The sequence below is a fragment of the Lentzea sp. DG1S-22 genome, assembly GCF_036321065.1.
GTDB classification, from domain to species: domain Bacteria; phylum Actinomycetota; class Actinomycetes; order Mycobacteriales; family Pseudonocardiaceae; genus Lentzea; species Lentzea jiangxiensis.
The window spans coordinates 5,639,179-5,658,216 of the sequence record NZ_CP143276.1; the positions used below are offsets into that span (position 1 = coordinate 5,639,179).

General features: G+C 69.3%; 20 protein-coding genes and 1 pseudogene. 9 read left to right on the forward strand and 12 right to left on the reverse strand.

Going from position 1 to position 19,038, the window contains the following annotated elements; genetic code table 11:
* Entirely contained in the window at positions 1–918 is a 918-nt protein-coding gene (locus V1227_RS26200; protein WP_442916368.1) for a carbohydrate ABC transporter permease, read from the reverse strand.
* Positions 919–972: 54 nt separating this feature from the next.
* Entirely contained in the window at positions 973–2,232 is a 1,260-nt protein-coding gene (locus V1227_RS26205; protein ID WP_329788117.1) for an extracellular solute-binding protein, read from the reverse strand.
* Between the two features lie 222 nt (positions 2,233–2,454).
* Here V1227_RS26205 and V1227_RS26210 point away from each other — a divergent pair, with 222 nt between their 5' ends.
* On the forward strand, positions 2,455–3,492 hold the full coding sequence (locus V1227_RS26210; protein ID WP_236220723.1) for a LacI family DNA-binding transcriptional regulator: 1,038 nt from the start codon (positions 2,455–2,457) through the stop codon (positions 3,490–3,492).
* Between the two features lie 134 nt (positions 3,493–3,626).
* Positions 3,627–4,729, forward strand: a pseudogene (locus V1227_RS26215) (LacI family DNA-binding transcriptional regulator).
* Here V1227_RS26215 and V1227_RS26220 read toward each other — a convergent pair.
* Positions 4,730–5,398, reverse strand: coding sequence for a hypothetical protein (locus tag V1227_RS26220; protein WP_329788118.1), 669 nt, complete (start codon positions 5,396–5,398; stop codon positions 4,730–4,732).
* A 154-nt stretch (positions 5,399–5,552) separates the two neighbouring features.
* Here V1227_RS26220 and V1227_RS26225 point away from each other — a divergent pair, with 154 nt between their 5' ends.
* Genes V1227_RS26225 through V1227_RS26235 form a run of 3 tightly spaced genes read left to right on the forward strand, consistent with a single transcriptional unit; the run spans position 5,553 to position 7,505 of the window.
* A complete protein-coding gene (locus V1227_RS26225; protein WP_329788119.1) occupies positions 5,553–6,065 on the forward strand; it encodes a beta-class carbonic anhydrase in 513 nt (170 codons plus the stop codon).
* Positions 6,066–6,125: 60 nt separating this feature from the next.
* The gene (locus tag V1227_RS26230) at positions 6,126–6,995 is read left to right on the forward strand and encodes an A/G-specific adenine glycosylase (RefSeq protein WP_329788120.1); all 870 of its coding nucleotides are present in this window, start codon (positions 6,126–6,128) and stop codon (positions 6,993–6,995) included.
* On the forward strand, positions 6,996–7,505 hold the full coding sequence (locus tag V1227_RS26235) for a 2'-5' RNA ligase family protein (protein ID WP_329788121.1): 510 nt from the start codon (positions 6,996–6,998) through the stop codon (positions 7,503–7,505).
* Here V1227_RS26235 and V1227_RS26240 read toward each other — a convergent pair.
* Positions 7,454–8,200, reverse strand: a complete 747-nt coding sequence (locus tag V1227_RS26240; protein ID WP_442916369.1) for an alpha/beta fold hydrolase — start codon at positions 8,198–8,200, stop codon at positions 7,454–7,456. The two genes, V1227_RS26235 and V1227_RS26240, sit on opposite strands and share 52 nt — an antisense overlap.
* Before the next feature lie 16 nt (positions 8,201–8,216).
* On the opposite strand from V1227_RS26240, the gene V1227_RS26245 reads away from it, so the two are divergent.
* From V1227_RS26245 to V1227_RS26255, 3 genes are read left to right on the forward strand one after another with little or no spacing between them, the layout of a single operon-like run.
* A complete protein-coding gene (locus V1227_RS26245) occupies positions 8,217–9,665 on the forward strand; it encodes a M1 family metallopeptidase (RefSeq protein WP_329788123.1) in 1,449 nt (482 codons plus the stop codon).
* A gap of 10 nt (positions 9,666–9,675) precedes the next feature.
* Positions 9,676–9,987, forward strand: coding sequence for an antibiotic biosynthesis monooxygenase family protein (locus V1227_RS26250; RefSeq protein ID WP_236220731.1), 312 nt, complete (start codon positions 9,676–9,678; stop codon positions 9,985–9,987).
* Positions 9,987–10,781 (forward strand): SIR2 family NAD-dependent protein deacylase, encoded by a 795-nt coding sequence (locus V1227_RS26255; RefSeq protein ID WP_329794117.1) that lies wholly within the window; start codon positions 9,987–9,989, stop codon positions 10,779–10,781. Before V1227_RS26250 ends, V1227_RS26255 begins: the two co-directional genes overlap by 1 nt.
* Here V1227_RS26255 and V1227_RS26260 read toward each other — a convergent pair.
* Positions 10,753–11,727, reverse strand: a complete 975-nt coding sequence (locus V1227_RS26260) for an endonuclease/exonuclease/phosphatase family protein (RefSeq protein ID WP_329788124.1) — start codon at positions 11,725–11,727, stop codon at positions 10,753–10,755. The two genes, V1227_RS26255 and V1227_RS26260, sit on opposite strands and share 29 nt — an antisense overlap.
* 143 nt (positions 11,728–11,870) lie before the next feature.
* On the opposite strand from V1227_RS26260, the gene V1227_RS26265 reads away from it, so the two are divergent.
* Complete coding sequence (locus V1227_RS26265) at positions 11,871–12,503, forward strand: DUF6928 family protein (RefSeq protein ID WP_329788125.1); 633 nt, start codon at positions 11,871–11,873, stop codon at positions 12,501–12,503.
* 1 nt (position 12,504) lies between these two features.
* Here V1227_RS26265 and V1227_RS26270 read toward each other — a convergent pair whose 3' ends face one another.
* The 7 genes from V1227_RS26270 to V1227_RS26300 all read right to left on the reverse strand — a co-directional run bounded on the left by V1227_RS26270 (position 12,505) and on the right by V1227_RS26300 (position 18,723).
* Positions 12,505–12,687: a hypothetical protein gene (locus V1227_RS26270; RefSeq protein ID WP_329788126.1), complete on the reverse strand. Its 183-nt coding sequence runs from the start codon at positions 12,685–12,687 to the stop codon at positions 12,505–12,507.
* A gap of 284 nt (positions 12,688–12,971) precedes the next feature.
* Complete coding sequence (locus V1227_RS26275) at positions 12,972–13,844, reverse strand: hypothetical protein (protein WP_329788127.1); 873 nt, start codon at positions 13,842–13,844, stop codon at positions 12,972–12,974.
* A gap of 2 nt (positions 13,845–13,846) precedes the next feature.
* Positions 13,847–14,026 carry a hypothetical protein gene (locus tag V1227_RS26280; protein WP_329788128.1) on the reverse strand — a complete coding sequence of 60 codons (180 nt, stop codon included), beginning with the start codon at positions 14,024–14,026 and terminating at the stop codon, positions 13,847–13,849.
* Complete coding sequence (locus V1227_RS26285; RefSeq protein WP_329788129.1) at positions 14,023–14,970, reverse strand: WXG100 family type VII secretion target; 948 nt, start codon at positions 14,968–14,970, stop codon at positions 14,023–14,025. Before V1227_RS26285 ends, V1227_RS26280 begins: the two co-directional genes overlap by 4 nt.
* Positions 14,971–14,977: 7 nt before the next feature.
* Positions 14,978–15,292 carry a WXG100 family type VII secretion target gene (locus V1227_RS26290; protein WP_236220736.1) on the reverse strand — a complete coding sequence of 105 codons (315 nt, stop codon included), beginning with the start codon at positions 15,290–15,292 and terminating at the stop codon, positions 14,978–14,980.
* A complete protein-coding gene (locus tag V1227_RS26295) occupies positions 15,289–15,954 on the reverse strand; it encodes a YbaB/EbfC family nucleoid-associated protein (RefSeq protein WP_329788130.1) in 666 nt (221 codons plus the stop codon). Before V1227_RS26295 ends, V1227_RS26290 begins: the two co-directional genes overlap by 4 nt.
* Before the next feature lie 207 nt (positions 15,955–16,161).
* Positions 16,162–18,723: an ATP-dependent Clp protease ATP-binding subunit gene (locus V1227_RS26300; protein WP_329788131.1), complete on the reverse strand. Its 2,562-nt coding sequence runs from the start codon at positions 18,721–18,723 to the stop codon at positions 16,162–16,164.
* Positions 18,724–19,038: the final 315 nt, after the last annotated feature.

Here is a 19,038-nt window from a genome sequence, read left to right on the forward strand (position 1 = left end):
TCACCACACCTCGCCCTGCTTGCGCAGCGCCCGCCGGTAGACCGTGGCGAACACCAACAACACCGAAAGGATCAGCACGCCGTAGGTCGACGCGATGGCGTAGTCGCGCGACGCGCCGGAGAAAAAGCGCTCGAACGCGTAGGTGACCAGGATCCGGGCGTTCGGGTTCGGACCCGCGACCAGGTAGATCACCGGGAACATGTTGAACGTCCAGATGATGCCCAGCAGGACCACGGTCGACGACACGGAGCGCAGGCCCGGCAGCGTCACGTGCCGGAACCGCTGCCACGGCGTGGCGCCGTCCACCTCGGCCGCCTCGTAGAGGTCGCCGGGGATCGACTGCAGGCCGCCGAGGAGCGCCACCATCATGAACGGCACGCCGAGCCAGGTGTTCACGATGATCACCGACACCAGCGCCCAGTTCGACTGGCCGAGCCACACCGGGTCCGGCAGGCCGACCGAGCGCAGCAGCTGGTTGATGATCCCGTACTGCGCGTTGAACATGTACTTCCACGCGAACGCGCTGATGAACGCGGGCACGGCCCACGGCAGGATCAGCAGCACGCGGTAGAACGCGCGGCCGCGCACCTGGCGGTTCAGCAGCATCGCGAGGCCGAGACCGATGGTGTAGTGGAAGAACACGCACGAAAACGTCCAGATCAGCGTGCGGACGAGCGTGCTCCAGAACGCACCGTACGACTCGCCGCCGGACAGCACGTTGAGGTAGTTCTTGAACCCCACCACGTCGTAGCCGGCCGGCCGGTCGAGGTTCGGGTTGGCGATGTTGCCCTCGTTGATGTTCGTGAAGGTGAAGAACACGCCCTGCGCGAGCGGGTAGAGCACCAACACCGCGATGACCACCACGACCGGCAGCACCATCGCATACGCGTACCAGTACCTGTCCAGGAACCGACGCACCGAGACTCCCCTCAGGCGAACGGCCGGGGCGCGAACCCCGGCCGTCCATCACAATCAGCCGATCGAGTACTCGGTGACGACCTTCTCCTTGTACGCCTTCGCGACGTCGTCAAGGGCGGCCTTGGCGTCCTTCTTGCCGGCCAGGAAGTCGGCGTAGCTGATCTTCAGCGGGTCGAACAGCTCGCCGCCCTCGGGGATCCACGGACGCTCGTGCGCGGTCTTGGTGACCGGCTCGAACGCGGTGACGACGGCGTTCGACTTGACGTCGGCGTTCTGGTACGCCGACTTGCGGGTCGGCAGCAGGCCGAGCTCCTTGGCGATGGTGGCCTGGGACTCGACCGACGCCATGCACTGGACGAACTTGATCGACGACTGCTTCGCCTTGGTGCCCTGGCGGATCACGTAGTCGTGGCCACCGACCGGCGCGCTGCCCTTGCCCGCGGACGGGCCGGGGACGGGCGCGATGCCGAGGTTCGCCGGGTCGCTGAACGCGGCGCCCTTGAGGTAGTCGGCGACGGCCCACGGACCGTTGACGACCATCGCGGCCTCACCGGACGAGAACGCGGCCTGCATGTTCGAGTACGAGTTCGTCGCGTCGAGCGCCGTGGTGGCGGCCTTCGCGTCGAGCAGGCCCTTCGCGGTCTCCAGCGCCTTCACGTTCTGCGGGGAGTTCACGACGATCTTCTTGGCCGACGCGTCGACCAGGTCGCCGCCCTCGCCGTAGATGAACGGCAGTGCGTAGTACGCGTCGTTGTTGAGGAAGAAGGACTTCTCGCCACCCAGCTTGGCGGCGGCGGCCTTGAGCTCGTCCCACGTCTTCGGCGGCTCGACGCCGGCGTCGGCGAGCTTCTTCTTGTTGTAGAGCAGCGCGAGGGAGTCGGTCACCTGCGGCACCGCGTAGGTCTTGCCCTCGTACTTCGTGGAGCCCAGCGGGGCCTCGAGGAAGTCGGAGGTGTCCTTCGCGAGGTCGGTGTCGGACAGGTCGGCGACGTAGCCCAGCTTCGCGAGCTGCGGCACCCACGCGACCTCGGACCGGAAGACGTCGGGACCCTGACCACCCTGGGCGGCGGTCTTGTAGTTGTTGAGCGCGCCGTCGAACGCCTGCGTCTCGACCTTGACCTTGTAGCCGTCCTTGGTGGCACAGCCTTCGGCGATCTTCTTGAACACGGGGCTCTCGTTGGGACCGCTGGTGTCCCAGAAGGTCACCTCGCCCGAGTCGGATCCGCTGTTGCTGCCCGATCCGCCGCTTCCGCAGGCGGTGAGCACGAGGGCGACACCCGTCGCCATGGCGGTCACGAGGGTTGTCCGTCGCATCGTTGCTGCCGTTCCCTCCAGCTGGGCCCCATCTCCCGGTGAGATGAGGGGTCTTGCAAGTTTTTGCGAGAATGTTGCGGGCGATTTCACTACCCGAACCATGGTCAGGTCAAGACGTCGACCGTAACCAAGCCGTAACGGCGCTGTCCCGGAAACGCTCGTTGCAAAATTTTTCCGAACGCGGCAGGCTTGCGCCGTACCTGACGTGAGCTGGGAGGCAACGTGTCCGGACTGTCCGAGATCGCCAGGGCAGCCGGGGTGTCCATCTCCACCGTGAGCCGTGTTCTCAACAGGCGCGCGGGTGTGAACGAAGAGACCAGGCAGCGCGTGCTGTCGGTGCTCGCGGAGATGCCGTACACCCCGCGCGGCCTCGGTGCGCTGCAACGCACCGGCGTGATCGGCCTGCTCGTGCCGGAGCTGTCGAACCCGGTCTTCCCCGCGTTCGCCGAAGCCCTGGAGACGCGGGCCGCCCGCCTCGGCTACTCGTCGCTGCTGTGCAACACGCGCAGCGGCGCCCCGATGGGCGAGGAGGAGTACGTCCGGATGCTCCTGGCCCGCGGCGTCGAGGGCATGGTGTTCGTGTCACCGGAGATCACCAACGTCGAGGTGCCGCTCGGCCAGGCGCCGCGCCCGAGCTACTACGCGAAGCTCGTGGCGGACGGCGTCCACATGGTCTTCCTCAACGGCGCCACGCCCGCGCTGGACGTGCCCGACGTGACGGTGGACGAGCAGCTCGCGGGCTACATGGCCACCAAGCACCTGATCGAACTGGGCCACGAGCGGATCGGGTTCGTCTCGGGTCCCGCGCGGTCGCTGCCGTCGCGCCTGAAGCGCGCCGGGTGGGCCGCCGCGCTGGAGGAGAACCACCTGCCGGCGGGCTCGGAGTACGTCGCGCACGCGCCGTTCAGCGCGGAGGGCGGCGGCCAGGCCGTGGCCCAGCTGCTCGACACGGTGACGCCGACCGCGGTGATCTGCTCGTCGGACCACATGGCGCTCGGCGTCATGCGCGAAGCACACCAGCGGGGGATCTCGGTACCCGACGAGCTGTCCGTCGTCGGGTTCGACGACATCCCCCTGGCCGCCTACTCCTCGCCCGCTTTGACGACTCTCGCGCAGCCGATCGAGGAGATGGCGGCGGCCGCGATCGACGAGCTCGTGCTGCGCCTCGACCCGGATCGCCGCAGGCAGGGCACCGACAACTACACGCGCGTGTTCCGGCCGAGGCTCGTCGTGAGGGAATCGTCCGCGCCGTCGAAGTGAGAGGACCTGTTCACCTAATTGGTCTGGACCAAATTCTGAACAAGGCAGATGGGTCAACCTGCGTTGATGCGTCATTGGAGGGACACAGGTCACCCTGACTTCACGAATTGGTTCTGAACCGTTACGGTCCTTTCATGGCGCGGTCGATGCATGTGCGACGTCCGGCGACGCTGGCCTCTCTGGCCGCTGAGCTGGGCGTTTCCCGGACAACGGTGTCCAACGCGTACAACCGGCCCGACCAGCTCTCCCCGAGCTGCGTCGGCGGGTGTTGGACACGGCCCGAAGGCTGGGTTATCCCGGCCCGGATCCTGTGGCGCGCTCGTTGCGCACGCGCAAGGCCGGGGCGGTGGGCCTGTTGCTCACCGAGAACCTCTCCTACGCGTTCCGCGACCCGGCCGCGATCGGGTTCCTGGAGGGCCTCGCCCTGGCGTGCGAGGACGCCGGGACCGGTCTGCTGCTGGTGCCCGCGAACCCCGAGCGCGAGGACGTCGCGTCCGTGCACCGCGCCGGCGTCGACGGCTTCGTCGTCTACTCGGTCCCGGACGACGACCCGCACCTCGCCGCCGTGCTGGAGCGACCGGTGCCGACCGTCGTCTGCGACCAGCCGGACCTCGGCACCGTGGACCGCGTCGGCATCGACGACCGCGGGGCGATGTACGAGCTCGCCAAGCACCTGATCGGGCTGGGCCACCGCCGCATCGGCGTCGTGTGCATGCGTCTGGCGCGTGACCGCAACGACGGCTTCGTGACGCCGGACCGCCAGCACGCCGCGCACTTCCACGTGCAGCGCAACCGCCTGTCCGGCCTCGCCGAGGCGTTCAGCGAGGCGGGCGTCGACTGGTCCCAGGTGCCCGTGGTCGAGCGCTTCGACCACAACATGGCCTCCGGCGCGTCCGGCGCGGCCCAGGTCCTCGACCGCGACCCGCAGGTCACCGCGCTGATCTGCACCTCGGACGTGCTGGCGCTCGGCGCCATGACCGAGGCGGCTCGCCGCGGTCTGCGCGTGCCGCACGACATCTCGGTCACCGGGTTCGACGGCATCCGCGCCGGCGAGGAGGCCGGGCTCACGACGGTCCGCCAGCCGGTGCTCGAGAAGGGCCGGGCGGCGGGCAAGCTGCTGCTCGACGCGAACGAGCGCTCGCGGCCGCGGTCGGTGAACCTCGCGACGGAGCTGATCATCGGCAAGACGTCGGGGCCGCCGCGCGGCGGTGCCGAGGAGCGCTGGTTCGGTCCGTGATCAGTTCTGGAGCCTGAACACCACGGGTGAGCTGGCCTTCCCGGCCAGCTTCGCCACCAGCAGGTAGTCGCCGGGCCCCACTCGCGTGTGGGCCCCGCACCCCGGCCGCGAGGTGGAGCCCGCCCACTTCGTGCCGTAGTTGAAGAGCTCCTTCGGCTGCAGGACGCGCACCTCGTTGCCGACCGCCGACAGGCAGTGGTTGCTCGACCACAGCACCGTCGCGCCGTCCGCGGTGAGCACCGTCAGCTCGCGGTGCCGGCGCCCGATGTCCCTGATGCACGGCACCGGCCCGTTGTTGACGATGTCCATGGACAGTCCCGGCTGGTCACCGACGGTGTGGAGCGGCTTGTCGACCTTCGCCACGATCCCGATCACGTCGTCCGGGCACGCCTGAGGCGGTCCGGGAGGCGGGGGCGGCGGCCCGGCCTCGGTCGACGAGGGCGGGGACGTGGTGGACGAGGACGACGCGGCCGGGCTCCCGGACGAGCTCGGCGGCGGGTTCGAGGACGACGCCGCGGCCGCGTTCGTCGGCTGGGCCGTCCCGCCGTCGGAGCCGAACATCGCGATCACCCAGATGGCGAGCAGGAGTGTGACCACGGCCGCCCCGATCGCGGCGATGCGGCGGCGCCAGTACACCGTGGAGGACAGCGGACCTGTGGGCTCGATCACGGCCCGAACGTAGCTCGACCGGCCCGCATCCAGTCGGAGGCGAGCATCGCTCGATCCGGTGAACGTGATATTGGGCGGAACCCCTTGTGAACGTGTGCTAACTCCGGTTCCAATCGACGCGGGGGTCCGCCGGTAGGCCATGGAGGTGTGTCACATGACCGCGATCGACGAACTGCTCAAGCGGAACTACGAGCTCGGGAACGTGGTTCCCGGAGATCGTTCGTCCGCGAAGCCGTCCCTGCAGGTGGCAATCCTGACCTGCATGGACTCGCGCATCCGGGTGTTCGAGATCTTCGGTTTGAAGCAGGGTGAGGCGCACGTGCTGCGCAACGCGGGTGGTGTCGTCACCGACGACATGGTCCGTTCGCTGGCGCTCAGCCAGCGCAAGCTGGGCACGCGCGAGGTCCTCCTCGTGCACCACACCAACTGCGGCCTCGAGATGGTCACCGAGGACGACTTCAAGGACGAGCTGGAGACCGAGACCGGCCTGCGCCCGACCTGGGCCGTCGAGGCGTTCAAGGTCGTGGAGCAGAGCGTGCGCGGGTCGATGGCGCGGCTGCGGCGCAGCCCGTTCATCCCCCACACCGACAAGATCCGCGGGTTCGTCTACGACGTGCACACCGGGGAGCTGCGCGAGGTCGACGCGGCGGAGACCGCGGCCGCCTAGGCCTCGACGCTTCGAGGGCCCCCTTCGGGGGGCCTTTTCGTTGCGCGACAATGGTGGGCGATGAATCACGAGTTGCTGCTGGGCTGGTGGGACACCGCGGCCCGCGACCTGCCGTGGCGCCGTCCCGACTGCACCGCCTGGGGTGTTCTGGTCAGCGAGATCATGCTGCAGCAGACGCCCGTCTCCCGCGTGGAGCCCATCTGGCACGAGTGGCTGGCGCGCTGGCCCGTGCCGTCCGCGATGGCCGCCTCCTCGCAGGGCGAGGTCCTGCGCATGTGGGGCAAGCTCGGCTACCCGCGCCGTGCCATGCGGCTGCACGAGGCCGCCACCGCGATCGCCCGCGACCACGGCGACGTGGTGCCGTCCGACGTCGAGACGCTGGAGTCGCTGCCGGGCATCGGCAGCTACACGGCTCGTGCGGTGGCCACGTTCGCGTACGGCAAGAAGTGCGCTGTCGTGGACACGAACGTCCGCCGCGTCGTAGCGCGCGCTGTGCACGGCGCCGGTGACGCCGGTCCGCCGTCGACCAAGCGCGACCTGCGCGACGTCGAGGCGATCCTGCCCTCGTCGCAGCAGGACGCGGCGGTGTTCTCGGCGGCGTTGATGGAGCTCGGCGCGTTGATCTGCACGGCCAAGAACCAGAAGTGCGCCGACTGCCCGTTGTTCGCCGAGTGCGCGTGGCAGCTGGCCGGCCGTCCCGCCTACGCGGGGCCGGAGAAGAAGGTGCAGAAGTTCGCCGGCACCGACCGCCAGGTGCGCGGCAAGCTGCTGGACGTGCTGCGGGGCGCTCCCGGACCGGTGCCGAAGATGCAGCTCGACATCGTGTGGAACGACATCACGCAGCGGGAGAAGTGCCTGGTCTCGTTGCTCGACGACGGGCTCGTCGAGGTGACGCGGGACGGACTGTTCGCACTGCCCGGGGAGCACTGAGTGCACGCGTTGGTGGCGTTCTTCGACGACGAGGCGGACAAACGCGTCCGTGAGCTGCAGCAACGCGTCGGAGCGAAGCACAGGTACCCGCCGCACCTCACCTACGCCGTAGCGGGCACGATCGGTCCCAAGGTCCGCAAGGAGCTGCGCGAAGACCTCGAACGGCTGTGGCTGCCGGACCTCTACCTGCACACGCTCAGCACGTTCTCCACCTCCGAGAACGTGCTGATGCTCGGCGCCGTCGTCGACACCGAACTGCTGGCGGTCCACTCGGCCATCCACGACGTGCTGGCGAGCAAGGTCAAGAACCCGAGCGCCTACTACCTGCCGGGCAACTGGGTTCCCCACTGCACGCTCGTCCACGACGTCGACGACGAGGCGGTGAAAGCCGCGTTCGCCGCCGTCTTCCCGGTCGAGCCGATCCGCGCGAAGGTTCGAGAGGTGTCGATCGTCGACACTCAGACCGGCGAGATCGACGTGCTCAAGAAGGCCTCCACGGCGCCGCGGTAGACCCACGGCGCGCTGTCGTGCACGACGTGACCGGCCTCCTCGACGTAGAGGTACTGGCCTCCGGAACGTCGTGCCGCCTCGGCCATCTGTCCTGGCAGCTGCCCGCCGCGACCGGCCTCGACCACGAGCGACGGGCACCGCACGGCGTCGATGAAGTCCCAGTACGCCCGCGTGCCCCAGTGCGCCGCGATCTCGTAGAGGTCGTCCATCTCGGCGATCAGGTGCCAGCCGTCGGAGCGTTCCTCGAAGTAGTCGCAGAACAGCTCGACGCCGAAGTACGACCGGATGTGGCCCAGCGACTCGAAGGGCACCGGCCAGGCGTCGAAGAGCCACTTCCACTCGTCGGTGGTCCGTCCCCTGTTGTCCGGGGCGAAGTCCTCGACCACAATCGCGCTGACCAGGTCCGGCCGGGTCGCCGCGAGGCACCACGCGTGCAGCCCGCCCATGGAGTGCCCCACCACCACGGCGGGTCCGAGACCGAGCTCCTCGATCGCCCGCGCGGCGTCGGCGACGAAGTCCTCGGTGCGAAACGGCCCCCGCCGCGGGTTCCGGCCGTGCCCGCGCTGGTCGATCGCGACCACGCGGCCGAACGGCCTGAGCCACTGCGCGACCGGCCACCACGCGGTGGCCCTGCTCATCAGGCCGTGCAGGAGCAGCACGCCCTGACCCGTTCCGCCGAACTCGACCACCGACACGGGGATGATTAAACGCATGAAGGCCCGCCCGTACCTGATCGCCCTGGTCCTGATCGTGCTCGTCGCAGGTCTGCTCGTCGTGTTCAGAACGCCCGGCGACGACCCCGCGCAGCAGCGGGAGACGTCGCCGCAGGCGGCGGTCGAGGCCGGGGCGGGTGCGGGCGACGCGTACTACCCGACGGACGGCAACAGCGGCTACGACGTCACGCTCTACGACCTCGCGATCAGCTACGACCCCGGGTCCAAGCGGCTCGACGGCGTCGCCTCGATCACCGCGACCGCCTCGCAGGACCTGTCGCGCTTCAACCTCGACCTCGAAGGCCTGGAGGTCAGCGAGGTGAAGGTCGGCGACCGGCCCGCGAAGTTCGCGCAGGAGGGCGACCACGAGCTGGTGATCACGCCGTCCGCGCCCCTCGCGAAGGGCAGGCCGTTCACCACAGTCGTCACCTACGGCGGCGAGCCGACGACGATCGACGACGCCTCGCTGGGCCGCAGCGGCTGGCAGATCTCGTCGACCGGCGGAGCGTTCGCCGCAGGTCAGCCGCACTCCGCGACGACGTGGTTCCCGGCCAACGACACGCCGCGCGACAAGGCGGCGCTGAAGGTCGCGGCCCGCGTCCCCGACGGCTGGACGGCGATCTCGAACGGCCTGGAGGGCCCCGTCGCGCGCGACGGCGGCTGGACGACCTTCACCTGGTCCGAGGAGACGCCGCTCGCGACGTACCTGGCCACCGTCGCCATCGACAAGTTCGAGGTCGTGCGCTCGAAGCTGCCGAACGGCACGCCCGTGGTCGACGCGTACGCGCCCGGCACGTCCGGTGCTAAGAAGCCGATCCAGTCGCAGGGGCCGGAGGTCCTCGCTTTCCTGGAGACGAAGTTCGGGCCGTACCCGCAGCGCGCGGCCGGCAGCATCTGGGTGGCCGACCAGATCGGCTTCTCCCTCGAGACCCAGACCCGACCGATCTACGCGGCGTGGGCGGACCTGGAGACGGTCGTGCACGAGAACGCCCACCAGTGGTTCGGCGACTCGGTGTCGATCGAGAACTGGGCGGACATCTGCCTGAACGAGTGCCTCGCGTCCTACGCGCAGTGGCTGTGGCTGGAGAAGGAGGGCACGGACCTCGACCAGCGCTACCGCGACAGCGTCGAGCAGCGGCGCGGCAGGGCGTCGTTCTGGGCGCCGAAGCTCTACGACATGGGCAGGGGCAACGAGTTCCGCGGCGTCTACGACAAGGGCCTGATGGGCATGCACGCGCTGCGCAAGCAGGTCGGTGACGACGTCTTCTTCAAGGCCCTGCGGTCGTGGGCGTCCCAGCACCGCGACGGCAACGCCTCGTGGCCCGAGTTCGAGGAGCACTTCGAGCAGGCCTCCGGGCAGCCGCTGGACGGGTTCTTCAAGGCGTGGTTCCGCGACTCGGGCATCCCGGAGGAGCAGTACCTGCTGCCTGTCGGAGTGCGCCGCTAGTGTGGGTGGCATGGCAGTCGTGAAGATCAACGCGATCAAGGTCCCCGAGGGCAGCGGCCCCGAGCTCGAGAAGCGGTTCGCCGCCCGTCTCGGCGCCGTCGACGACCAGCCGGGCTTCCTCGGCTTCGAGCTCCTGCGCCCCGTGTCCGGCGACGACCGCTACTTCGTCGTCACGCACTGGGAGACGCACGAGGACTTCGTCGCCTGGCGCGACGGCCAGGCCGGTGCCGCGGCGCACTCCGGTGAGCGGGCCAAGCCCGTCGCCTCGGGCGCCGACCTGCTGGAGTTCGAGGTCGTGCTGGGCAGCAAGCCCAAGCAGTGATCGACGAGGCCTACGACAGAGCCGCCGAGCTGATCACCGGTGCGGACGCCGTCCTCGTCTGCGCCGGTGCCGGCATCGGCGTCGACTCCGGGCTGCCCGACTTCCGCGGCACCGAGGGGTTCTGGCGGGCGTACCCGCCGTACGAGCGGCTCGGGCTGAAGTTCGAGGAGATCGCCGACCCGGTGCACTTCGCCGACGACCCCGCGCTGGCGTGGGGTTTCTACGGCCACCGCCTCGCCCTGTACCGCGCGACGGTGCCGCACGAGGGTTTCGCGGTGCTGCGGTCGTGGGGCGCGCGGGTGTTCACGTCCAACGTGGACGGCCAGTTCCAGAAGGCGGGCTTCGCGGACGTCGCCGAGGTCCACGGGTCGATCCACCACGCCCAGTGCGTGGAGCCGTGCACGGACGAGATCTGGGAGTGCTCGTTCGACGTGGAGGTCGACCCCGTCTCGATGCGCGCTGTCGGCGAGCTGCCGTCGTGCCCGTCGTGCGGCGGCCTGGCCAGGCCCAACATCCTGATGTACGGCGACTGGGGCTGGGTGCCGCACCGCAGCCAGGCGCAGCTGGACGCGTTGGCGCAGTGGCGTCGTGCGCAGCGCGACCTGGTCGTGGTCGAGATCGGTGCCGGCACCGCCGTGCCGACCGTGCGGCGTCAGGCCGAGCTGGCGAGCGCGGCTTCCGGGGCGTTGATCCGCATCAACACGCGCGAACCCGCCGTCCGGCACGGCCGGGGCGTGTCGCTGCCGGTGGGGGCGCTGGAGGCCCTCACAGCCCTGGCACGACGAACTGGGTGACGACGGCCCGGTGGTCGCTGCCGGGCACGTCGAACACGTCCACCGTGTCGACGAGGACCTTCGAGTCCACCAGCACGTGGTCGATGGTGACCGGCGGCGGCCAGAACCCGCTGTTGCTCGGCCAGGTGTGGATCAGCCCCTTGCCCACCTGGTCGGCCGCGTCCACGTAGCCCTTGTTCAGCAGCCGCGTCATGCCGACGTGGTCGAGGGTGGCGTTGAAGTCGCCGGCGAGCACCCTGATCGCCCCGGTCGAGTCGGGTGAGGGCAGCCCGGCCAACTCCCGCTGCCACGCCTCCGGCCCGGCGGTGACCACGGGCGGCAACGGGTGCACCGAGACGACCTCGATGTCCTCGCCCGGCAGGTCCACGAGCGCGCCGGCCTGCCGCAACGTGCCCGGCGGCGTCAGGTTCCGCTGCGAGAGCGGGAACCGCGACGCGATGCCGCTGCCCGACCCACCCGGTTCGTCGAGGAACACCCGGTTCGGCAGCACCTGGTCCAGCCCGGCGCGTTCGAGGTCGCGCACCATCTCCGGCGTCAGCTCCTGCAGCGCCAGGACGTCGATGTCTCGCGCGCGGACCTGCCGCACGATGAACTCCGCGTCCGCGATCCCCACGAGCAGGTTCGAGCTCATCAGCCTGACCTGCTGCCCCACCCCGTTGGGCCGCGGGTCCGGGAACGCCCGCGGCGCCACGTTGGCGACGAGCACGACGCCCACCAGCGTCATGGTCAGCCCGACGACCCACCGCCGGCGGAACAGCGCGAACAACCCGACCAGCAGGCCCGCGACCGTGATGTACGGGGTCAACGACGTCGTCGCGATCATGTACCGCGTCCCGTCGATGCCCAGCAGCCTGACCAGCGCCGCCGTGACGAACGCCATCGCGCACACGACCAGCAGGAACGTGGCGAACCCGCTCCGCGGCGGCTTCACCTCGGTGGTCACCACGCCGTGCAGTGTCGCCGAACCGTCGTCAGTCTCCCGTGTGGTCTCCACGACCAGGGGACGGCCGACGAGGGTGTTCCGTTGCCCGCCGAAACTGTCAGACCCCTCCGCCACACTGAAACCCAACCGACCTCAGGGGGACCGCAGTGGGTGCCAAGGACTGGATGCTCTTCTACGCGTCGGACGACGTCAGCAAGGTGCTGCGCTCGTCACCGCAGATCGACCGGGAGGCCACAGCGGCCTTCGTGCAGCGCCTCCACCCGTCGCACGACATCCGCCCGATCGCCGACGGCAGCCTCGACTACGCCAACCCACCGGACGGCGAGGTCTACGCCGCCGTCTACCCGGGCCTGTCGATCATCTGCACCGCCGACGCCGCCCTGGACGACCCCAGGGGCCTGGACGAGCGCTTCCACCGCGAAGCCGCCGGCCGAACCCTCTACTCGCACGCCATGCACAGCGTCGTCGACTTCTTCGCCTACGCGATCTGGGAGCCCGACGGCACGCTGCGCCGGGCGTTCAGCCTCTCCCCGGACAGCGGCGTGATCGCCGACGTGGGCACACCCCTGCCGTTCGAGGAGAAGTACCTCGCGGGCGACCCCGAGTTCCTCGCCTACCTCGAGGAGGACGACGACTACCCGTTCCGGTTCCACCCGCTGTCGCTGGCCGAAGCAGCCCTGCGTGCGCTGTTCGGCTTCAACTACGAGGGCGAGTGGCACGACGACGACCCGGACCTGGAGAAGATCGTGCTGGCGGGCTACGCCGTGACGCCGCGCTGACTCAGGCGGCCGCCGCCGGGTGGACGTGCTCGGGGATCACCGCGTACGCGAACCCGGCCTCCACGGTCAGCCGCAGGTGCCGCGCCCCGAGCGGCAGGCCGTCCTGCCGGCTCAGCAGCCACTCGAGGGCGTCGGGGTCCAGGTTGCGCTGGCAGAGGGGACATCCGCGCCGCACACGTTCCACAGTCGACGGCGGCCCACTCGCCCGTCCCCGAACCGGACCTGCCGGAGGACCTTCACCGGCGCCAGCCGGACCGTGGCCACCTCGACCCGGTGCTCCTGCTCGTACCCCACGGCGTCGCCACCCGCCGACGCCTTGCGCACCGAGCGCTGGTCGATCCCGCCCGGCCCGCTCAGCACCCGCGCCATCGGCGCGTGCGGCTCAGCCGACCGGGCCACCGCGGCGTCCGGACCGGTCATCGTCCCGCCGAGCCAGTCCGCCGAGGGCGCCGGCCGCGCTCGATCTGCTCAGACGGCCGCCGCCGGGTGCCTGGGCCGGGCACCCGGCATCCGGTCGAGCAACCCGCAGATCATGTCGACCACGGCCATCAGGCCGGCTTGATCGATGTGGTGGTCCATGACGATGTACACGACCCCCGCCTCGAACGTCAGGCGCATCGAACGGGCCTGCGGCGGCAGGTGCTCCTCGTGGTCGATCAGCCAGTGCAGCGCGTCGAAGTTCAGGTCCCTGACCACCGCGGAGGGGTCACTTCCCCAGACGAAGAACTCCTGGTCCATGGGCGACGGGAGCTGCACGCGCTGCCACGCCGCCTGACGGCTCCGCACCGTCGCCGGCGGCTCGGACAGCCAGCTGTCCCACAGCTTCTCGAAGTCCGCGAGCGGAATCGGCCGACCGTCGTCGGTGTACTTCTTCGGCCGGGCCATCCGCATCGGCGCCATGGGTGCGGTGGCCACCTCGACGCGGTGCTCCTGCTCCCAGCGCACGCCGTAGCCGGTGTACGCCGCGATCCGCACCGCTGCCTCGGTCACGCGGACGTGCCAGTCGCCCCGCCGGAAGTCCATGGCGATGTCCCACTGGGGCTTGGACCGCCGGAGCCACTTGCCTTTCAGCACGGTGTCGTAGGCACTGCCGTCGCTCTTCACCGGCTCCAGGAAGCCGGCCGACCAGGCCGCGGTGTCACCCTGCTCAGGGCTGATCACCGTTCCACCGAGCCTGGCGGCCAACGGGTTCAGCGCGCTGATCTGCTCGGCCCGCGCGGCCCGGTGGGAGCGGAACTGCCACCAGCGTCGCACGAGGGTGGCCACGACGGCACCGGCGATCATGGTCAGGAAGATCGGGTCGGTCAGCAGGTCCAGCAGACCCTTGATGAGCTTGTCCATGATCAGATGTCCAGGTATCCCTTGATCTGGTGCTTCGAGTAGTCGGTCCCGGTGTCGCGTGCCGCGGCCGCCTGCTCCTGGAGAGACCGGTTGCGCAGCCCCTTCTCGTTCCGGGGGTCGACCTGCGCAGCGGCCTCGAGGCCGACCGCTTCACCCATCGACTTCCAGAAGCCCTGGTTCATGCGCTCGCCGACGATGCCCTGCGAGCCGTCCTTCTTGTCCCCCAGCTCTTGAACAGCCCCTTGTTCTCCGGCAGTGCGCGCCGGCGGTCCGCCTCCGCGACGTTGGCCCTCTTGTCCGCCATGGCCTTCTTCATGCCGGCGCCGAGGTTCTTCGTGCGGGTCACCAGGTTGCGCAGGAACTGCAGGATCTTGCCGAGGAAGGCCTTGAGCCTCGCGATGATGCGCGACACCCGGCTCGCGGTGGTGGCGGCCCGCACGCCGGTCACGGCACCTGCCGCGGCGGTCGACGAGCCGCAGCTCGGCACGGCGGCCGCGAGGGCCGGGATCCAGATCATCGCCAGCCAGATGATGAACTCGGTCAGGATCGCCTTGAGCAGGTCCTCGATGACCTGCATGATCATCGAGGACATCAGGAGCAGTTCGGAGAGCTCACCGGCCTGTCCGATGACGCCGTCGATGCCGCTGGCGAACTCACCGAGCCTCGTGGCCGCCGCGTCCGCTGTCTCGCCACCCCAGCTCTGCACCGAGCTCGTCAGGTCGTTCGTGAACCCTTCCTTCAGCTTGGTGAGGCCCTCGGCGAGCTTGCCGAAGTTCTCCCCCGCCTGCTGCAGGGCGGGGCCGTCGCCGCTGACGAAGTGGATCGCGTCTTCCAGCGGTTCGCAGATGCTCATGAGGAAGCTCAGGCCCTGGTTGACGAGCCAGCCGATCGGGTCCGTCGCGATCTGGGCCGCCTCGCTGAACGAGCTGACCAACGCGCTGCCCTCGGAAGCCAGCGCGGCGATTCCGCCGGGGTCTCCGACGTTTCCCGCTGCCTCCATGGCCTTCATGAAGCTGCCGGCGAACGGCGCGGCTTCGAGCGCCTTCTCCCCGGTGGACTTCTCCTCGACCTCGAGCGTGCCCTCCTTGCCGCTCAGGCCTGGAACGGTGAGATCCGGTTCGGTCACGGCCGCGCTACCCCCGCTCGACGTGGATGCCGTCGAGGATCTGCTTCAGCGCCTCTTCCTGCTGCGCATAACCCTCTGCGGTGTCGCGGAACTTGTCGGCACCGGACTGGAGGCCGTCCTGCATGGCCTGCATCGTCTCCTTGAGGTCTCCAAGCATCTGCGTGTACTGGTCCTTGACGAAGATCCCGACCACGCCCCAGGACTTGTCGCCGACGTCGGCCAGGGCGACCAGCTCGGCGATCCTGCTCGCCGTGCTGTGGTGGCCGTCGAGCTTGCCGGCGAACGTCCTCAGCTCCTCCGGGCTGACGCTGAACCCGCTCACCGGCCGTCCTCGTCGTCGTAGAGGTTCAGGAACTTTCCGTCCTGCTTGGGCGGCGCGGCGGGCGGCTGCGGCGACCTGTCGTTCCAGCTGTCGCCGCGCATGATGTTCTGGTCGCCGAAGTCGTCCGGCTGCTCGGGGGCGGGCCTGCGCGGCGGGGCCGGCGGACGGGCCTGCTGCGGACCGGGTTGGGGCACGGGCGGCGCGGGCGGCATCGGCGGGCGTGGGGCCGCCGGGGGTGGCGTGGGTGCGGTCTCGTCGGACCTGACGGCGCGGAGTTCCTCTTTGGACATGCCGAAGAGCTGCGACTGGGTTTCGAGGACCTGGTCGGACAGCTTCATGTCGTCGCCGATCGCGCCCTCGACGATGCCCGCCTGGCGGCGGGCGGCTTCGGCGACGGCCTGCTGCAGGACCGTCATCAGTTCGGCGGCCAGCGCGGGGGCCGGTCTGCGCATGGCGAGGTCGGTGAGCCTGATGGCCTTGATGCTGCCGGACGGGCCTGCCACGACGGTCACGGCGCGGTCGGCCGAGGTGGCCACCGCTTCCATCTCGGACAGCTGTTGCTGCATCTCGCCGATGTTGGCGAACTGCTGGTCAACGCGCTGCATCCGGGACTGGAACTGCTCGAACTGAGCTACCAGCTGTTCGAACGCGGCCGACGGCACTGGGACCTCCTCTGGACAACCCGTCCGCGCAAGATCGCGCGGAGCGGGCGCCATAGTGGCAGGTCGGGTTTCACGTGCGCCGTGGAACGGGCGAATCGGTGTGGCCGCGTGACGCGCGCAACGCCTCACCCGCGGCGCCTACTCGGGTGGGCGCACGAGAACGGCCCCCAGACCGGAGCCTGGGGGCCGTTCTCGGTACTGCCTAGATCACTCGGACTCGGTGGCCGGAGCGTCCTGCTGCTCGGAGGCCGCGGAGGCGGTGAGGTCGACCGGCGGGGCGTCCGGCACGCGGTTCGGCTTGGTCTCGCCGCGGAACACGAACTTCGCCTTGTCGTGCTGGTCGGACTCGCCGTCCCAGCCCTCGACGTCGGTGATGATGATCTGGCCCGGCTGGATCTCGCCGAACAGGATCTTCTCCGACAGGGCGTCCTCGATCTCGCGCTGGATCGTGCGGCGCAGCGGGCGGGCGCCCAGCACCGGGTCGAAGCCGCGCTTGGCCAGCAGGGACTTCGCCCTGTCGGTCAGCTCGAGGGCCATGTCCTTGTTCTTCAACTGCGTCTCGACGCGGGCGATCATCAGGTCCACCATCTTGATGATCTCGTCCTGGGTCAGCTGGTGGAAGACGATGATGTCGTCGATGCGGTTGAGGAACTCGGGGCGGAAGTGCTTCTTCAGCTCGTCGTTGACCTTGTTCTTCATGCGCTCGTAGTTGGACGCGGTGTCCTGACCCGAGGTGAAGCCGAGGCCGACGGCCTTGCTGATGTCCGACGTGCCCAGGTTCGACGTGAAGATGATGACGGTGTTCTTGAAGTCCACCGTCCGGCCCTGACCGTCGGTCAGGCGGCCGTCCTCCAGCACCTGGAGCAGCGTGTTGTAGACCTCGTTGTGCGCCTTCTCGATCTCGTCGAAGAGCACGACGGAGAACGGCTTGCGGCGCACCTTCTCGGTGAGCTGGCCGCCCTCTTCGTAGCCGACGTAACCGGGAGGGGCACCGAAGAGCCGCGACGCCGTGTAGCGGTCGTGGAACTCGCCCATGTCGATCTGGATGAGCGCGTCGTCCTCGCCGAACAGGAAGTTCGCGAGCGCCTTCGAGAGCTCGGTCTTACCGACACCGGACGGGCCGGCGAAGATGAACGAGCCGGAGGGGCGCTTCGGGTCCTTCAGGCCGGCGCGGGTGCGGCGGATCGCCTGCGACACGGCCTTGACCGCGTCGACCTGGCCGATGATCCGCTTGTGCAGCTCGTCCTCCATGCGGAGCAGACGCGAGGTCTCCTCCTCGGTGAGCTTGAACACCGGGATGCCGGTCCAGTTGGCGAGGACCTCGGCGATCTGCTCGTCGTCGACCTCCGCGACGACGTCCAGGTCACCGTCCTTCCACTGCTTCTCCCGCTCGGCCTTCTGGCCCAGGAGCTGCTTCTCCGCGTCACGCAGCTTCGCCGCGCGCTCGAAGTCCTGCGCGTCGATCGCGGACTCCTTGTCGCGACGCACGTCCGCGATCTTCTCGTCGAACTCGCGCAGGTCCGGCGGCGCGGTCATCCGGCGGATGCGCATGCGCGCACCGGCCTCGTCGATGAGGTCGATCGCCTTGTCCGGCAGGAACCGGTCGTTGATGTACCGGTCGGCCAGCGTGGCGGCGGCGACCAGCGCGGAGTCGGTGATCGAGACGCGGTGGTGCGCCTCGTACCGGTCGCGCAGGCCCTTGAGGATCTCGATGGTGTGCTCGAGCGACGGCTCGCCCACCTGGATCGGCTGGAAGCGGCGCTCCAGCGCGGGGTCCTTCTCGACGTGCTTGCGGTACTCGTCGAGCGTGGTGGCACCGATCGTCTGCAGCTCGCCACGAGCCAGCATCGGCTTGAGGATCGACGCGGCGTCGATCGCGCCCTCGGCGGCACCCGCACCGACGAGCGTGTGGATCTCGTCGATGAACAGGATGATGTCGCCGCGCGTGCGGATCTCCTTGAGGACCTTCTTCAGGCGCTCTTCGAAGTCACCGCGGTAGCGCGAGCCCGCGACCAGCGAGCCGAGGTCGAGCGTGTAGAGCTGCTTGTCCTTGAGCGTCTCGGGCACCTCGCCCTTGACGACCATCTGCGCCAGGCCCTCGACGACGGCGGTCTTGCCGACGCCGGGCTCGCCGATGAGGACCGGGTTGTTCTTGGTGCGGCGGGACAGCACCTGCATGACCCGCTCGATCTCCTTGGTGCGCCCGATCACCGGGTCGAGCTTGCCCTCGCGGGCCGAGGCCGTGAGGTTGCGCCCGAACTGGTCGAGCACCAGGGAGGAGGACGGCGTGCCCTCGCCACGACCCGGCGACTCCGACGCGCCCTTCTCCGTCGAGTAGCCGGACAGCAGCTGCAGCACCTGCTGCCGCACCCTGTTCAGGTCGGCGCCGAGCTTCACGAGGACCTGGGCCGCGACGCCCTCGCCCTCGCGGATCAGGCCGAGCAGGATGTGCTCGGTGCCGATGTAGTTGTGGCCGAGCTGAAGCGCCTCGCGCAGCGAGAGCTCCAGGACCTTCTTCGCACGTGGGGTGAAGGGGATGTGTCCGCTGGGGGCCTGCTGGCCCTGGCCGATGATCTCCTCGACCTGCTGGCGGACGCCTTCCAGCGCAATCCCCAACGACTCGAGCGCCTTGGCGGCGACACCTTCACCCTCGTGGATCAGACCCAGGAGGATGTGCTCGGTGCCGATGTAGTTGTGGTTGAGCATCCTCGCCTCTTCTTGGGCAAGAACAACCACCCGCCTCGCGCGGTCGGTGAACCTTTCGAACATTCGCACTCCCTGACTGCTGCGTCGGCGGTCCTCGGCTCCACCGATCTACCCTGGTGAGCGCGGCACCGTGACTCCACTGTAGTGGGCGGTACCGAGGCCTGTGGTTCCCGTCAGCGGACCGTCGTGTCCGGGGAACGTTGACATCAGCATCAACGCAGGTCGGGAGCAACGGATTCCACAGATCGGGCGATGTCCGCTGAGCGCGAACAACCCACCGCCGAGCGACACGGCTGTGACCGGGGCCACCTGAAGAGGCGTAAATCCGGTGATCGTGGGTAAGGTTAGGCAAGCCTCATGTACCCATGAGATTGGACT

Excerpts from the sequence above, each read along its gene's own strand:
- V1227_RS26205 (WP_329788117.1), bottom strand. The coding sequence starts at position 2,232 with ATGCGACGGACAACCCTCGTGACCGCCATGGCGACGGGTGTCGCCCTC.
- V1227_RS26225 (WP_329788119.1), top strand. The coding sequence starts at position 5,553 with ATGACCGCGATCGACGAACTGCTCAAGCGGAACTACGAGCTCGGGAAC.
- V1227_RS26230 (WP_329788120.1), top strand. The coding sequence starts at position 6,126 with ATGAATCACGAGTTGCTGCTGGGCTGGTGGGACACCGCGGCCCGCGAC.
- V1227_RS26245 (WP_329788123.1), top strand. The coding sequence starts at position 8,217 with ATGAAGGCCCGCCCGTACCTGATCGCCCTGGTCCTGATCGTGCTCGTC.
- V1227_RS26250 (WP_236220731.1), top strand. The coding sequence starts at position 9,676 with ATGGCAGTCGTGAAGATCAACGCGATCAAGGTCCCCGAGGGCAGCGGC.
- V1227_RS26275 (WP_329788127.1), bottom strand. The coding sequence starts at position 13,844 with ATGGACAAGCTCATCAAGGGTCTGCTGGACCTGCTGACCGACCCGATC.
- V1227_RS26280 (WP_329788128.1), bottom strand. The coding sequence starts at position 14,026 with ATGAACCAGGGCTTCTGGAAGTCGATGGGTGAAGCGGTCGGCCTCGAG.
- V1227_RS26300 (WP_329788131.1), bottom strand. The coding sequence starts at position 18,723 with ATGTTCGAAAGGTTCACCGACCGCGCGAGGCGGGTGGTTGTTCTTGCC.